This window comes from Megamonas sp. (assembly GCF_986095205.1).
In genome coordinates, this window is record NZ_CFQVBI010000007.1 from 1 (window position 1) to 15079 (window position 15079).

The 15079-nt window shown below is 31.5% G+C and carries 19 protein-coding genes; 4 read left to right on the forward strand and 15 right to left on the reverse strand.

What is annotated here, in order from left to right; all coding sequences use genetic code 11:
* Window positions 1-316: 316 nt before the first annotated feature.
* Genes AC5LAX_RS00985 through AC5LAX_RS00995 form a run of 3 tightly spaced genes read left to right on the forward strand, consistent with a single transcriptional unit; the run spans window position 317 to window position 3011 of the window.
* Window positions 317-1879 (forward strand): relaxase/mobilization nuclease domain-containing protein, encoded by a 1563-nt coding sequence (locus AC5LAX_RS00985; protein WP_139008427.1) that lies wholly within the window; start codon window positions 317-319, stop codon window positions 1877-1879.
* Window positions 1880-1894: 15 nt separating this feature from the next.
* Window positions 1895-2518 carry a ParA family protein gene (locus tag AC5LAX_RS00990; RefSeq protein ID WP_004295355.1) on the forward strand — a complete coding sequence of 208 codons (624 nt, stop codon included), beginning with the start codon at window positions 1895-1897 and terminating at the stop codon, window positions 2516-2518.
* Window positions 2519-2576: 58 nt separating this feature from the next.
* Window positions 2577-3011, forward strand: coding sequence for a hypothetical protein (locus tag AC5LAX_RS00995; RefSeq protein ID WP_132062985.1), 435 nt, complete (start codon window positions 2577-2579; stop codon window positions 3009-3011).
* A 291-nt stretch (window positions 3012-3302) separates the two neighbouring features.
* On the opposite strand, the gene AC5LAX_RS01000 is transcribed toward AC5LAX_RS00995, so the two are convergent.
* From AC5LAX_RS01000 to AC5LAX_RS01060, 13 genes are all read right to left on the reverse strand, one after another.
* Window positions 3303-3689 carry a helix-turn-helix domain-containing protein gene (locus AC5LAX_RS01000; RefSeq protein WP_007559164.1) on the reverse strand — a complete coding sequence of 129 codons (387 nt, stop codon included), beginning with the start codon at window positions 3687-3689 and terminating at the stop codon, window positions 3303-3305.
* Entirely contained in the window at window positions 3682-5637 is a 1956-nt protein-coding gene (locus tag AC5LAX_RS01005; protein ID WP_004295345.1) for a type IV secretory system conjugative DNA transfer family protein, read from the reverse strand. The genes AC5LAX_RS01000 and AC5LAX_RS01005 overlap by 8 nt, the downstream gene beginning before the upstream one ends.
* Window positions 5638-5640: 3 nt before the next feature.
* Window positions 5641-5865, reverse strand: a complete 225-nt coding sequence (locus AC5LAX_RS01010) for a hypothetical protein (RefSeq protein WP_004295344.1) — start codon at window positions 5863-5865, stop codon at window positions 5641-5643.
* 174 nt (window positions 5866-6039) lie between these two features.
* Window positions 6040-6528 (reverse strand): hypothetical protein, encoded by a 489-nt coding sequence (locus tag AC5LAX_RS01015; protein WP_004295342.1) that lies wholly within the window; start codon window positions 6526-6528, stop codon window positions 6040-6042.
* The gene (locus AC5LAX_RS01020) at window positions 6494-6766 is read right to left on the reverse strand and encodes a hypothetical protein (RefSeq protein WP_004295341.1); all 273 of its coding nucleotides are present in this window, start codon (window positions 6764-6766) and stop codon (window positions 6494-6496) included. Before AC5LAX_RS01020 ends, AC5LAX_RS01015 begins: the two co-directional genes overlap by 35 nt.
* A complete protein-coding gene (locus AC5LAX_RS01025) occupies window positions 6757-7035 on the reverse strand; it encodes an HU family DNA-binding protein (RefSeq protein WP_493263618.1) in 279 nt (92 codons plus the stop codon). The genes AC5LAX_RS01020 and AC5LAX_RS01025 overlap by 10 nt, the downstream gene beginning before the upstream one ends.
* 11 nt (window positions 7036-7046) lie before the next feature.
* The gene (locus AC5LAX_RS01030) at window positions 7047-7400 is read right to left on the reverse strand and encodes a hypothetical protein (protein ID WP_008671626.1); all 354 of its coding nucleotides are present in this window, start codon (window positions 7398-7400) and stop codon (window positions 7047-7049) included.
* Window positions 7397-8233 carry a topoisomerase C-terminal repeat-containing protein gene (locus AC5LAX_RS01035; protein ID WP_493263619.1) on the reverse strand — a complete coding sequence of 279 codons (837 nt, stop codon included), beginning with the start codon at window positions 8231-8233 and terminating at the stop codon, window positions 7397-7399. Before AC5LAX_RS01035 ends, AC5LAX_RS01030 begins: the two co-directional genes overlap by 4 nt.
* A complete protein-coding gene (locus AC5LAX_RS01040) occupies window positions 8234-8941 on the reverse strand; it encodes a hypothetical protein (protein ID WP_005647345.1) in 708 nt (235 codons plus the stop codon).
* Window positions 8922-9248: a PH domain-containing protein gene (locus AC5LAX_RS01045; protein ID WP_493263621.1), complete on the reverse strand. Its 327-nt coding sequence runs from the start codon at window positions 9246-9248 to the stop codon at window positions 8922-8924. Before AC5LAX_RS01045 ends, AC5LAX_RS01040 begins: the two co-directional genes overlap by 20 nt.
* A gap of 174 nt (window positions 9249-9422) precedes the next feature.
* Complete coding sequence (locus AC5LAX_RS01050; RefSeq protein WP_005647340.1) at window positions 9423-10532, reverse strand: toprim domain-containing protein; 1110 nt, start codon at window positions 10530-10532, stop codon at window positions 9423-9425.
* A gap of 4 nt (window positions 10533-10536) precedes the next feature.
* Window positions 10537-12096, reverse strand: a complete 1560-nt coding sequence (locus AC5LAX_RS01055) for a DUF3945 domain-containing protein (RefSeq protein ID WP_117682344.1) — start codon at window positions 12094-12096, stop codon at window positions 10537-10539.
* Window position 12097: 1 nt separating this feature from the next.
* On the reverse strand, window positions 12098-12817 hold the full coding sequence (locus tag AC5LAX_RS01060) for a DUF4099 domain-containing protein (RefSeq protein WP_176800930.1): 720 nt from the start codon (window positions 12815-12817) through the stop codon (window positions 12098-12100).
* 75 nt (window positions 12818-12892) lie between these two features.
* Between AC5LAX_RS01060 and AC5LAX_RS01065 the strand changes: the two genes are divergently transcribed.
* On the forward strand, window positions 12893-13522 hold the full coding sequence (locus AC5LAX_RS01065; RefSeq protein WP_493263620.1) for a M23 family metallopeptidase: 630 nt from the start codon (window positions 12893-12895) through the stop codon (window positions 13520-13522).
* A gap of 46 nt (window positions 13523-13568) precedes the next feature.
* On the opposite strand, the gene AC5LAX_RS01070 is transcribed toward AC5LAX_RS01065, so the two are convergent.
* Window positions 13569-14432, reverse strand: coding sequence for a zeta toxin family protein (locus AC5LAX_RS01070; RefSeq protein ID WP_117682347.1), 864 nt, complete (start codon window positions 14430-14432; stop codon window positions 13569-13571).
* On the reverse strand, window positions 14419-14679 hold the full coding sequence (locus AC5LAX_RS01075; RefSeq protein ID WP_008671606.1) for a hypothetical protein: 261 nt from the start codon (window positions 14677-14679) through the stop codon (window positions 14419-14421). The genes AC5LAX_RS01070 and AC5LAX_RS01075 overlap by 14 nt, the downstream gene beginning before the upstream one ends.
* Window positions 14680-15079: the final 400 nt, after the last annotated feature.

The window sequence follows — 15079 nt, forward strand, 5'->3', positions numbered from 1 at the left end:
CATCATAAAAGAAAAGACACCGACACCATTCAGGAACTACCGCCCATCGGCAAAAGGATTGCATCTAATTGATACCTTTTCTGCCTGCACTGGAGAAAAACCGGGAAGGAATTTGATACCGTACTTTTCCGGATTCTGCCGGACATGGACGATAAGAGAACATTAATATGATACCAAAAAACTTTAGGGAAAAATATTATATATATAAATAATATATGAATATATAATATTTGTATATTTATTATATGAATAAATTATATTGAAATATTCTTTTATTGAATATTTGTTTGTATATTTGCGGTGTGAAGTTATAAATATGGTAGTAGTAGTTTTAAAAGCGGCAACTTCTTTCGCTGGTATTGATTATAATGAGCGAAAGAATGAGGAAGGCAAGAGTGAACTTCTTGTTGCAGAAAATTTTGCTATGAATCCAGATAATTTGAAGAAGTCGGATTATATAGCTTATATGGAATCTGTCTGTAGGACTAATCCAGCGGTCAAGGCAAAACAATTTCATGCAGTGATTTCATGTAAGGGGCGTGAATATTCGGCAGATGATTTGAAAAATGTAGCTTTGCAATATATAAATAAAATGGGTTATGGAAATAATCCTTATATGATATATTTTCATTCTGATACAGAAAATAATCATGTACATATTGTTTCTACACGAGTACAGAAGAACGGACAGAAGGTAAAAGATAATATGGAAGCTGTGCGCTCACAGAAAGTCATAAATCAAATAATGAATGTTGATTTAGCTTTGAAGGCTAAAGATGATATTTCAAAATACATGGAGTTTTCTTTTTCTACAGTGCAGCAATATAAGTTGTTACTTGAACAATCAGGATGGAAATTAAGAGAAAAGGATGGATTATTAATTTTGTATAAGGGTGGTGAAAAGCACGCTTCAATTCAATTAGAGCAGATAAAAGATAAAGCTAAACAATATACACCTGATGAAGAAAGAAGAAAACAGATAACAGCTCTTTTATTTAAATATAAGCAAGGACTTTCCTATACAGAACTTCAAACTTTGATGAAAGATAAGTTTGGTATAAATTTAGTCTTTCATACAGGAAAAGGACATACTAAACCTTATGGATATACATTAATTGATTATAGAAATAAGAGAGTTTTGAAAGGTGGGGAAGTTATGGATTTGAAGGAACTTTTAGTAGAGCCGAATAAACAAGCAAAAGTTGAACACTGTAATAGTATCATTAATCTTCTTTTGAAAGATGGAACAAAATATACAATGGATAGTTTCAAGAAATTAATGTTAGATTACGGTTATAGGTTTTCAATGAATGGCACAATATTTATAAATGGTGATGATAAGGCTTTATTGGTTCTTGATAAAAAACTGTTGAAAGAACTTAGATATAATAGCAGAGTGTATGAAGCAAATAAATTTAATGTTGCTACACTTAAAGAAGCCGAGTTGTTAAGTAGAATTTATCATGTGAAAAAAGATGATATTTTGATTCAAGAGCATATGGATAAAAAAAATACTGTCTATTCTGATATGATAAATAGTTATTTGGCTCATAGTTCAGATTTACATTCTACATTAAGAGAAAAAGGAATTCTTTTTGTTGAAGATGATAATTTAGTTTATCTAATAGATAAAAAGAATAAAGTAATCGTAAGTACTGATGATTTAGGAATCAATATTATAAAAGATGGCTATAGTAAAGATAGGATTACTCTAGTTACTCTTGATAAGATGGAAAGAATAAATGTTGAACAAGATTCAGAACTGGCAAGGGGATTTAATCTGATTGATGCTATTTGTGATATTCTTAGCCAGCATATAAATGTACAGCAAGATAAATCTCCTAATAGGAAAAAGAAAAGAGGACAGCAACAAAATTAATAAATATAATAAGATATGATAATATTATTTGGGAATCAGAAAGGCGGTTGTGGTAAAACGACTAATTGCATACAATTTGCCAACTATCTAGTAGAAAAAGGAAAAGAAGTTCTAGTATTGGATTTAGATTTTCAGCGTTCATTATCGGATAGAAGAAAAGAAGATATTGCGACCTATGATAATGAACCTAAATATGAGGTTATACAAACCGATATATCTAATGTTGCTAAAATTATTAGTGATTTTACTAAGGTTGAGCAAGGAAATCTATTAATAGATTTGCCTGGTAAGATTGATGATGATGCTCTGGGAACAATTCTTAAAGCTGCGGATATAATAATATGCCCATTTAAATACGATAAATTTACAATGGATAGTACAGGTTTTTTTATCCAAGTGTTACAGTATTTAAATGTAAAAGCCAAAATATTCTTTTTACCTAACAATATGAGAACTGCGGTAAGATATGAAACAAAAGAACAGGTAGTTGATATTCTTAAGCAAGTTGGTTTTGTTACAGATGAAATACCAGCTTCTGTTGCTATGGAACGTATAAATACATTGGCAATTAGTAATGAGTGTATTGATAAGGTGAAGAATGCTTATGATTATATCATTCAAGAAGGAGCAATAAAATAAAATATTCTTTTAATAGATATTTGTTATAAAGTTATTCATTTATTGTATATATTTGCACATGGCTGATAAATTAAGGAAAAAGCAAAATGAAGGTATTTCTAGTGTTCTGGAAATAGCTAAAATGATAAGAGGTGAAGAATTGCATGGGAGTAGTATAAATGAAGCTCCTATTCAAGAAGCTAAATATGAAGTTGAAGAGGAGAAAGAACCACTTCATGTAGAAATGGAAACAACTTCTTCGGAAGTTTTTAATTTTAATGGCTCTAGTGACATGGATTTGACGGACTTATTAGAGTACATTAAAGGAAAAAATTATAATTGCAAGGAAGTTCTATATGTTGATACAGATGTAAAAGAGGTGTTTGGGTTGCTCAAAGCTAAAGCCAAAATACCTATTTCATCTTTAGTTTCGTTTATTTTGGAAGATTGGTTAACTAAACACCGTAGCGACATAAGTTCTTTGATTAAGCAAAAAAAGAACCGTTTTCTTTAGTACAGAAAAAGGGTCGTTTTGTGAAACAAAAGATTTTGGTTAGGCTAGTTTAGAAAACACTTTTCTTTTTTTTGTTTTATGGTATCAATTTTTTGCGTCCGGCTTCCGGCTGCTTTTTGTATTTGGTATCAAAAGGTCGTTCTGCAGGGTGTGCCAGGAATGATAATTCGGTATCATTTCATCATGCCATGTTTGCCCATCAGTGCCGGAACTCCGAAAAGTACGGTATCACAAATTCTTTAAAGTAATATTGAAAATAAAAGAGAGTATTTGGTACTCTCTTTTATTTTATTAAGGCTGTAATAAATTGATGGCTTTTTGAAGATTAGCTTCTAGCTCTTTTTTAGCGTTTGACATAGCATCCTCATAGTTTTTTTCTGATTGTCTTATAATTTCTATTATAACAGAATTATAATTGGCTTTTTGTGCTTCATCTTCTTCTGTATTAGAAATCAGATAAAACTTTTCACTAAATATTAAATCTATAAAAACATAGTTAGAATAAAAATTCAGCACTTGAAATAAAAGTTTTAGGCTGCCCCCTTTTCCTAGTTCAAGATTTGAAATCGCATTTTGTTTACAGTTCAGCTGTTCTGCTAATTGAGCTTGGGAATATCCTATATGCTCTCGGATTTGCTTTAACCTTGTGCCTAAAATTGGTAATGTAATGTTATACATATTGTTCTATTACTGTTTCTACTTCGTCGTATATTCTCTTAAAGTTTTTTTGCAGTAATTTCTCTCTATTATCTGCTGTCCCAAAGTTATATACTTTTGGCAGTTCTTTGTAGGCTTCTTCTTCTTTCTTAATTTTTTTTAAATCTAAATTGGTTTTGCAATGGTACATCGCTGTTGGAAAATTATCTTCTTGTCCAAAATCTAATGCAACTTGCCCTACTAATGTACCAGCTTGTAATGAAGATATTTTGGATGCCGGGATAACAAAATCCATTTGTTCATTCATATTAATTGTTGTTTCGTTTCTTCTGATAGTAACACCTTCTTTTACTTGCTTAACTTTTCCAAATAGTTTTTGTAGCCAATCTAAAGTTTCAGGAGCTTTAGCTTGCCCGGATAAAGTGTTACCTATAATAGAAGTTATAGTTTTTGCGGTAGCTTTGCCGTATTGTTCTTCTAATTGCGGTAGTTCCTGTAATCCCAAACAAATTGAAACCTTATTGCTACGTGCAGTAGAAAGTAGTGTTGCAAGTTGATAAAAATATAATGTGGGGCATTCATCTACTATGATTGAAGTAGGGTAGTTACCTTTTGTATTGACAAGTCTAGTTAATCGGTTAATGATAAGTGCATTTAAAGCACTATTCATGCTTTGTGTTTTAGGGTTATTTGCAATGATAAGATAACTAGGGTCTTTTTTATCTGATACTTTTAAATTGAAATCATTGCCACTAAATACCCAAAAAGATTCTTTAGTTGCTAGTCTTGATAACTGTACTTTTAGACTTGCCATCTGTCCTTCTAATTGGTCCACTGCTCCTGATTTATATGCAGCTTCAAATGGGGAAACTAGTGATTTTAATTCAGGTTCGGAAAAGAGGACTTTAAAAAGTACGTCATATTCTTGATTAAGGAAAGCCAGTACATGCGGTAAATCTGAATATTTGCCATTCTCGTATCTAGACCAAAAATAAATAGAAGCTGCTAACAAGTTTACTGCTGATGTTTTAAAAAAATCGCTATTACCTCCACTTCCTTTGTCGCCTTTTTGTAAACTCTCATATAATGCTTCTGCCGTTTCTGTTGCATCTGCTAGGATTTCTATATATTCTCGTTTCAATGGGTTTATTCTTCTACTATATTCAATATCAGAAAAATTAATGACATTGAACTTGAAATTACTTGGTATTTTTCCTAATTGCTTGTTCTTTTGATAATTATAATATGCAATTTTGGCAAGTTCAGGAAATTTGAAGTCGTAAACAACTTCTGCAAATCCTTTAGCTGAATGTTGTCTTATAAAAGAATTTATGACAGAAAAAGATTTACCACTTCCAGGCGTTCCTATTACGAAAGTTCCACGAAAACAGTTGCATATATTCAGCCACCCATTATGCCACTTTCTATTGTAGAAAAACTTCATCGGAATATTGACAGAGAATTCTGTTTCTACCTTGTCTTTAGATTGTTCAAAGCTTTCATTCTCTATATTAAATCTATCTTTCATAAAGTTTGATTTAATACGTTTGGAAATGTTATCTAGAGCTGAATTTATTAATGTCGCTCCAATTATTGATAGTATAATGTAAGCTATATTATACCATTCTAAACTAGTTTCTCCTTTTTCTTTAAAGAAAAGAAAGCATATACTTCCAAAGAACATTATGAATCCAAAGATTAAAGGAAAAATGATTTGTTTAGTCGGGTCTAATTCTAAATCCTTTTTTGAACGTGTTCCAATGCAAGTAACCATTATAATAAAGAATGTAAATAGTTTACTATAAAGAATATTAGAATAGATAGGAATTTTTGCCATTTTTGATAATAAGGGCATAATTTGTTCACTAAAGGGAAAATGAACAAATAGTAGAATCTCTATGCAAACAGTTATATAAATGAATGCTTGCATGAATCCATATAGTTTTTGTAACTCTTTGCTTTCTTCCATGATTTAATCGGGTATTTTAACTTTTTCAGGTTCCTCACATTGAAAAGCCTTGAAATCTTCTATAGCTAATTTCAAGTCTTCTAAAAAATTGCTATTGCAACCTTTTTCTACTGCTATCTGGTAATATGCTTCCATTGCTTGGACGGAACAAATATCTGTTCCGCATATTACAAAAGCTGGAATGTCTTCTAATAGGCACTTGTGTAATAATCTTTTTTGGTCTTTCATTTTATTAATTCAAATGAAAATACCACTCTTTTATGCAGTGAGAGTGGTATTGGTTTTTATTTCTTGGTATCATAATAATGTTCTCTTATCGTCCATGCCGGGCAGAACCCGGAAAAGTACGGTATCAAATACCTTCCCGGTTTCTCTCCAGTGCAGGCAGAAAAGGTATCAATTCTACTGGTAATTTTCCTGTCCGAATATATGTTGAACCATTGCATAATTTTCACCACTGTTAGACTTATGCAGCTTATCATCAATAAAAATTTTTACTTCGACTGTCTTAGGTAGCTGTAAATTTTCAAGGTTTTCTTCATCTTTAGGTATAGGGTAGGCAGATAGCCATAAATATGTTCCTTGTTTGGCTTCTTGCTCAAATGTGAATGGACTTTCTACAATAATTTCTTTGGCAGCTTCTTCGGGAGCTTCGGAAGAAATATCTACTCCTACTGTATAATGTATTAGAAGTTTGAAATTTTCTGGGTCGCTTACGGTAGCTTCATAACGTACTTTTCCTGTATCTCCTGTAGGTGGAGTATCAGGGTCGTTGTTATCGTCTTTATTGCATCCAGACAACATAAGGCTTAAACCAATCATTACTAATGATAAATACTTTTTCATATTGTTTCTTTTAAATAGTTGATAATTCAATGTGTATCGTTCCATTTGCAGCATTATATGCTACTTCCTCAATATTGGTGAACCGTCTTATTGATTCTTTCCATTCTTCTGTTTGTGGATTGTGGTAATATTCTTCTTCTAATAGACTTATCAAATTATTTATTTGTTTGTCAGATAGATAAATCTTTTCTCCAACCCTTGGAACTACAGGTAATTGGATTGGTATAGAAATATTGTTCACACCATCTATAGGAATATGGATGTTTATTTCTATCATAGCCATTTCATGTTTAGTATATTTTTGGACGGCTTAAATTTAACAACTTCCTTTTCTGGAACTTCTACAGGTTCTCCAGTTGCCGGATTTCTAGCTATCCGAGCTGGTTGAATAATCTTTTTGAAAGTACCAAAATCTTTTATAGAAACATCTTTTTCTCTTAGATTTTGAGATAATTCTTTGAAAAAACTATCAATTATTTCTGCTACTTCTTTTGTTGGTTTATTTGCCTTTTCAGCAACCTTTTTGATTAAATCAGTCTTATTCATTTGCATATCAATAATATTTAATTACTTAAATCACTTAAACAAATTTCAGGAATAATTTGGGTATAGTCTTCTGTATCTGGTCTATAATGTATTGATTCAACTATATTGACCTCACAGATAACATCATATACCCATGCTTTAAAATTTCCTTCTAAATCATCCTCACCATCATTGAATTTATTAAAATCACTTTTAGCTTCATCTGTTAGATATTCTAATAAATTTTGATAGGTAAATTCATTCTGAAACATTATAATGTGAGGTGAAATTTCTTCGCCTATCCTTGGAAGATGCGGAAAATTCCAATCACCCTTTACGCTCATTCCTCTCTCTTTAAAAAAATGGCTATAAATTATAAATTTTATTTTCATATTAGTTTTATTTTAAAATCATCGTTCAGTACAAGCTTTCTTTCCATCGGTTGCCCGTTTTTATCACGAAATCCAGTTAACACAGGTGTTTCTTTTTTCTCGCAAAGTTCTATTGCTTCTTCGGGAGTTATAGAACGTCCTGACATTTCACGCCAAATGACAAAATCACATTTTATGGTTTCATTTCTATAGTTGGAACAATTATAGGCTTTTTTGTTTATATATAAGTTTCCTCCACACTTAGGACACTTACACAATGTATTATCAAAAGAAATATCTAAGTTCTCTGTTAGAACCAGCCGTGAAGAAAAATCATTTCCTTCTCTTGATTTAAATCCAGTCATAAACGGTGTTTTTTTACCTTTGGCAAGTATTTCTGCTGCTTCCAATGGTATTTCTCTTTGTGCAATAGTTTTGGGTATATAGAGGTTACAAACTCTGTTGTTGTCCTTGTCCTTTTGCGAATACCCTTTACAAGCATATCCATTTAGTAAAATTTCAATTTCTCTACCACACACAGGACACGGAGTTTCTAATACTTCATTTACGAAAGAAGGAATAACGATTCCATTTTCGATAGTCAGATATGCAGAAAAAGGAACTCCTTTTTTATTATGGAAGTCATGAAATATATCTGTTTTCCCTGTTGTTATTAATAGCCTGGCTATTTCTTCTGTAATCTCTTTTCCCCAATATGAATGATAAATATTAAATGTACATTTGTCATTCATGTTTTTGAAGTAATTACAGGAATATCCTAAACTACCTTTCATTATGTGTCCTTTCTGGCAAATAGGGCATAAGCCTAAATCTTTGATTGTATCATTATCCATTTAATATCCTCCTTTACTAATCCATTTAATGCCGTTTAAAATATTATCTACTTTTTGTTTCCCACTATTTACATATTTAAATTGTCCGGGTACAAGTGTTTTTAGTACTCCAGCTCTTTTAGCGGATTTCATTTGTCGGCATACAGCGTATGCAAGTCCTCGCATTCGTCTAAGTTCATTGACCACATGAATACATAAATCTATCCTTTGCTTATTATCCATAAGATTTTTTTCACCGCCTTGCAATGCTATATTGTTTATGTATATCATTAAATCTACACTTCGACTGATAAGTTCATACTCTGTTTTTGCAATTATGGTTAATAATTTGGGGTCTCCAACTGCATATTTAGCTGCTTCGGATTGATACTTAGCTATGTCTCTAGCTAAGGTTGAAGCATAAATAATATCCTTTCCATTTTTCACAACTGCATTAACTGTAGAAAGATAGTTGTATGTCTTTTCCTGTAAGGATTGAATTTGACTCATTTTTTGTTGAATTAAAATTTGAAAGTTACGGATTTTTGTTTCCTCACTTTGTATATCTTTCAGTACACCTTGTTGCGCCTGATGGGAATAAACCAATGTTCCAATCATTGCCGGGTCAATGACAATAGATTGTGCTAGTCCTTTTATGTTGCCCAACAGTAACATTAGGGAAAAAAATAAAAGCACTCTTTTCATATCATTATCTGTTTGTAAATTCATATATTCCTTTTTTCTTTTTTTGTTCTTCTACTCTATTTCTGATAGTTTGAATTATATCACTATTAGCTTTAAGACCATTCATCAGTAGTTCTGGTGTTGATTTATCGCCAGAATAAATGTAGATATTGGTGTTGTTTATTAAAGACTGGATAAAACTTTGCTTTTCTTCGTAATCATATACCCGATATAATTCTATGTAGTTAATCCTTTTTGAAAGTACTCCTTGATATATTTTTATTTGCTCTCTAGTTATAATCCATTTTGTACAAAGTAACATTGAAATATATCTGTAGAAAATTATAAATATCGAACAATACTAATATCGTTCCACTGATAAATTTTAATAATTCATGTTCTCTTATATATTTACTAAAAATGAACACGAAAATCGCTAATGTAATTAAAAGGAAATTCTTCATTAACCAATATCGGAATTTAGGCTTTAATACAATATCATCAGAAGCTATGTTTGTTCCATCATTCATAACTTAATACTTTTTTTTTGTTCATGTTGTTTCATTAGAATTTCATTGAAATCTTTTGCTTTTTCTGCTTTATGAGAAATCATAGGAGCTATTATTTTGCTTTTTTCCCTAAAACTTTCTAGTGAAACGTCATTTTTGTTAATAGTGAATTCTCTACCCTTAGTTTTAAACAGCACATCATCTTTATTTTCTTTTATTGTCACTTCTGTATTACTAATGATTCCAGACACTTTAATATCATACAAATTACCGTTTAAATCATTATCAAAACAGGTATGTACTTTAGCTTGTGGGTATCGCAATAAAGTGTTTTTTATTTGATTGACTGAAATGTACCCTCCTACACTACAAAAAACACTTTCTTCTAATTTGATTTTGTTAGCATTGAGCTGATAGAAGCTCATAGCATCTAAAGCGGATTCTGCAAAGTATATATGTTTTGCCATTTGGGGGTGTGGGCAAAAATCAGCAATCCAAAGCGAGTTACTTTTATCTCCTCCGGCAGCCATTCCTTTGAATCCATAGTTTCTTAATTCGTAATTTGTTACTTTGTTGTCTTTATCTGTTGGATTAATATAGGGAAAACCTATATTATAATAATTGCCGTTTCCTTGTAAGTCTTTAACCCTTGTGATAAATGGGAGAAACTTCTCTACGACTTGATGATTTATATTTCTTTCATTTGTGAGAAATCTTAAATCAGCGAGTGTAGTAGGAAATTCTTTATATCTATCTCTGTCAAAAGATTTGTTTTCTGTTTTTACAACTTTGAATGCTTCATATTTAGGACTATAAGGCTCATTTGCGTAATGTCCTAAAATCATATTAATTCGCACAAATGTATTTTGATGTTGGAATTGTGGGAAGTCGTTAATATGATTTTTGATGAACTGAATTAAATCTCCACCTTTATAATTCCTATCATAGTAGTGTTCTTGTACACTATGAGGATTCTTGATGATGATTTCATCCAACTTGTTACCTGCTCCGTCTGTCAGTTTAAAAACAGGCGAAACCTTTCCTTTGCTAATGTCTTGTTTATATCCTAAATCTTCAAGTATTTGAATGATGGATATTTTAGCCTTATAATCGTCAAATGTTAGCATAATATTATAGTTTCATTGTTGGAGTATCATTATTTTTTCCGTAGGCTCTACCATATCCGAGAATAGATGCTTCTTGCTTCGCTGTTGCTTTAATAGAACTATCTATTTTATCCATCTGGGTAGATATTTGTTCTCCGACAGTTTGTTTAGTAGCTTCCCTAGAGCTGGAGTATGTTTTTTCTACTTCCTTGTAAGAAGCATAATCCTTAGAAAGTTTATGTTTCTCTAAAAAGGCAGCCATTTCGGTGGGTTTATCTTTAAAAATTTCATCAATCCCTTTAGCTCCTTTTTGGGCTACAAACTCTAATCTTTCTTTATCAGATATATATCTTTCTTTCCCTATTGTTTGTTCTTTCTTTTCAGTCGCTTTAATTTCTATAGTATTTGCATCTTTGATTGATAATCCATTTCTGGCATTCAAATCTAGTTTTACTTTTGCAGCTTTGTTTAGTTCCTCGTTTACTATGGTAATTTCTTTCCCATTTTTGAGATTTTCTTGCTGCATAGGAGTTAGTTCTATTCCTCCAAGTTTTTGGGGAATATGAATGTCTTTTGCTTTTATTGATACTATCTCATTAGTATCTTTGTCACGTTGGTGCAATGTTCTTTCTCCTTTTGAATTAGTCTTTACTACGACATTATCAGCTTTTAGGGCTTTTATTTCATCCTTAGTAAAGGATAAATCATTTTTTATTTCTTGTCGTTTAGGAATGAGTAAGATAGCAATCCCAGCGATTGGGTAAACTACAGTAATAGCTGCGATTGCTAGTTTTCTAGCATTGATACCATCAATTTTGATGCGTTTACCTTCTTCTTTGAAATCAATTTCGTTGGCTTTTAATTTAGATTTATTTTCAGGTGTATTCTCGGCTGTTATATATTTAAGAGTTGTTGCTTTTCCTTCAAAATGGAGTTTCCCATTTTCTGTTTTATAAGACACTTTTTCATTGTCTAGAAGTGTTCTATTATCAGGAGTATCTTCAATGGAAAAATTTAGCATACCAGTTTTTTTCCCATTTCTGATATTTGCAATATCTTCAGGGCTTAAATTTTCCGGTTTAACTCCTACTTCATTAAACTTGCTCCAATCTATATCAACATATGAACCTTTACCATCTAGGGTTTGGTTTTGTTCATAAGCATATCGATAAAGGTCTTCTCCTTTATATGCAATTTTATTTTCAAGGTCAATGACTGTAAATCCGTCTTTATATCCTTCATTCTTATTAGCACCTTGTTTTATATCATCCCATTTTATAATTGCAACATTGTGGTTTTCTCGTAAATATTGGCTATATTCTTGGAAATTATTGCTAGCTTGTTCTTTATCAAAGAAACTGATTATTCTTTCTTTAGATTGCTCTAACAAGGATTCTCTATTATCTCCTAAATTGCCAAGTTTAAGTGTATTCAGTGGATAAGTATATGTTTCATTACCTTTGGAAAAGATAATATCACCATTTCGATATTCTTCTGAATATCCAAGAACTGCTGCTATGGCTCGGAATTGTCCGGCATTTTCATAACTATATTGCAGGGCTTCAAAACTTTTCTTTTCTTCCATTTTATAATTTGAATTTATGTTCTACTTTAGATTGAGATTCATTTCCAAGTGACGGCTTTTGTCCTTTCATGTATTCTATATATTCATTTCTGTTTTTATCAGTATGAATAGTTCCTATAATTTGTGGGTTATGCCGGTCATAAGCTATTTTCTGTTGCTGCTCGAAGTCTAGGAATTTTATTCCTCTTGGATTATTTAAATCTAATCTTATGGCAATTTTTTCTTTGTCAACGTTTAAAATCAATTCCTTGCCTGATTTTAGAGTTTCCTTTTGTTGCTTATCCAGCTCAACACCTTTTATGTTTGAAGGTATTGAAATGCTTTTGATTTTTGTTTTAAGCAATTCGTTTGTTTCAGGGTCTAATTGTACAAGATATTTTTCATTGTTAATAGTTTTTGTTATTATTTCGTTATCTTGAAGTCGTTCTAACTCCTTTGGCTTAAGATTTATATCATTCATTATTTCTTGTCTGACTGGATGAATTTTAACGCCAGCATTGTTACTGTCTTTCCAGTACAAACTTATTTTTCCTTTCATACTTATTTCTTCTCCATTGTTATCGTGAAAAGAAAGGTCTAGTAAACTGGTTCTCTTTCCTGATAATAGAGCTGTGATATTTGCCTTATCCAAAGACCATATCTGTTTTTTTGATATTCCTATTAGTTCTAATTCTTTATATGGAATATCATTTTCATTAAAAATAGCTTGCTTTTTATCCATGTAATGTATATTTTTGCCCAAAAGTAATAAAAATATCAATATGAAGAATAAAATTATCATGTTTTTGCTTATTCATTGTTTTTTTCAGTGAATGGCTACTGTCAGTTTAATACGGTATTACAGAAAAAGGATATTCCTAAAGCGGAACCTGTATTAGCAACGACAGAAAATAAATTGATAGAAGAAAAAGAAAAGGCTGTTGTCGTCAATGATGCTTTGACTACAGAACGGCTTGCATACTGGAAGCAAAGAAGGTATTTATCTTTGCCCATTGATTCAATGGTGATAACTTCCCATTATGGTAAAAGAAAAGACCCATTTACTGGAAAAATAGCAAATCATAGAGGGATAGACCTTAAAGGCAACAACGACTATGTTTATTCGATAATGCCGGGAATGGTTGTAAAAACAGGAAAAAATAAAGGGTTGGGCAATTATGTAGAAGTGCGTCATGGTGATTTTACTTCTATCTATGGGCATTTATACAGTGTGCTTGTAAATGCGAAACAAGCTGTTGAAGCTGGGCAACCAATAGGTATTAGTGGAAGTACCGGGCGCAGCACAGGAGAACACTTACATTTTCAAATGGAATACAAAGATAAGACTATAGACCCTAAGCCAATTCTTGATTATATTAATGAGGTAATCAGAACCGTTAAAGGACAAATTTCACAGCAAATAGATAATGAGTTAAGACGCAGATAAATAGAAAAAGAGGATTGGAAAAGCCAGTCCTCTCTTTTTATTTGAATCAGAAGAAACCTTTTTTTAATCCTTTTTCTTGTCTTTGAACTTTTTCTAGTGAAGATTGAAGTTGTGATAGTGCTTCTTTCATTCCTTTTTTTACTTCAGGATTCGTAACGGATTCAATAAGTTCTTTTCCTCTTTGAATGTTAGTGTTAAGTATTTCTTTATTCTTCATCTGTTTTGAACGACTTTCATCTATAAAAATAGATGGCATACTTTTGCAACTCCATTCACCATTTACTAGATTGAAATCTTTAATTCTTTCTTTCGCTAAGTAAGTGTGGATAGAAATCTTATCTACAGCTTTGTCGCTGTATAATTGGTTTGCAGACTTCATTAGTCCATTTACGGCTTTATTATGTGAATCAATGTCGGCTAATCGTCCTTGTCCTTTCTTTAATATTTCTTCTTGATACCTGTTATAAAGCCCAAGTTGAGTAAATTCTTTTGGAGCTGCGATAATGTATGCTTCAACTCTAAATCCTGCATCCTTAAATTTTTGTGCTGTCTTTAAGGGTACATCAGGATTTCTCATAGTTCCTTCTATGATGATATTACATTTTCGCTTAATGGCTTCTTCTATTAATTTTTCAGTGAAAACACTAGAAAAAATCTGAGTTTCAATGGGGTATTTAATAGGGTCTTTTATTAGCTCTTTATTAGGGTGGAAAGGTCTGTAAAGGTCACCATTAACTGTAAGAAAATTCTGTAATGGATGGTCTGCTTCTGCAACACGTATAAGTGTGCTTTTCCCACAGGCTGGTTGTCCACCTAAAATTATAGCAATCGGATTTTCAGAGGCACTTTTTCCTTTAAAAAATGCCTCTTTTCTTGCTTCAAAAATGGCTTCTACTTCATAGCGTTGCATAGTATGCCTTCAATTTGGGTGCATAATAGTTTTCTATCTTATCCATGATAGATAAGCGTACTTTTTCAGAAACTTCAAACTGTAGTAATCCATTTGCTACTTCTTCCTCTGTGGTAAGTATATCCAATTCTTTGTATAACAATTCTTTCTTATTTTCATCCTTCTCTTCTGATATTTCATCTATTTTCATCATGCGGAGTGTCCCGATAATGTCGAGCGCAACATCCAAGCTCATTTCTTTATTCATAAATTCAATGTCTTTATTGTTCCACTACAAAGATACTTAAAATAAGATTACCATAAACTTATAGAACTGATTAGTTTGTAAATAGGTTCTTTGAACTTCTTAAGATTTTTAATTAATATAATGTATTTAGTGATTCCTAATTCATTAAAGATTTCTGCATACATTTTTATTAGGGGCTTTCTATAGTAGATGGTCAATCCTATTATTGCAATGCAAATAAAAATCAAATAGACTAGTTCACTATACGCATAGATTGCTAATACAAGAACTCCACTCATAGCCCATGAAAGACTACTTAAAAGAAATCTTAAGATATTCATAATTTTGTTTGCTGTTCTTTATACTGGCAGCCAAACCAGCTTTAAAGGTTTGTTTATCTCTTTATTTTCAATACTCAAAG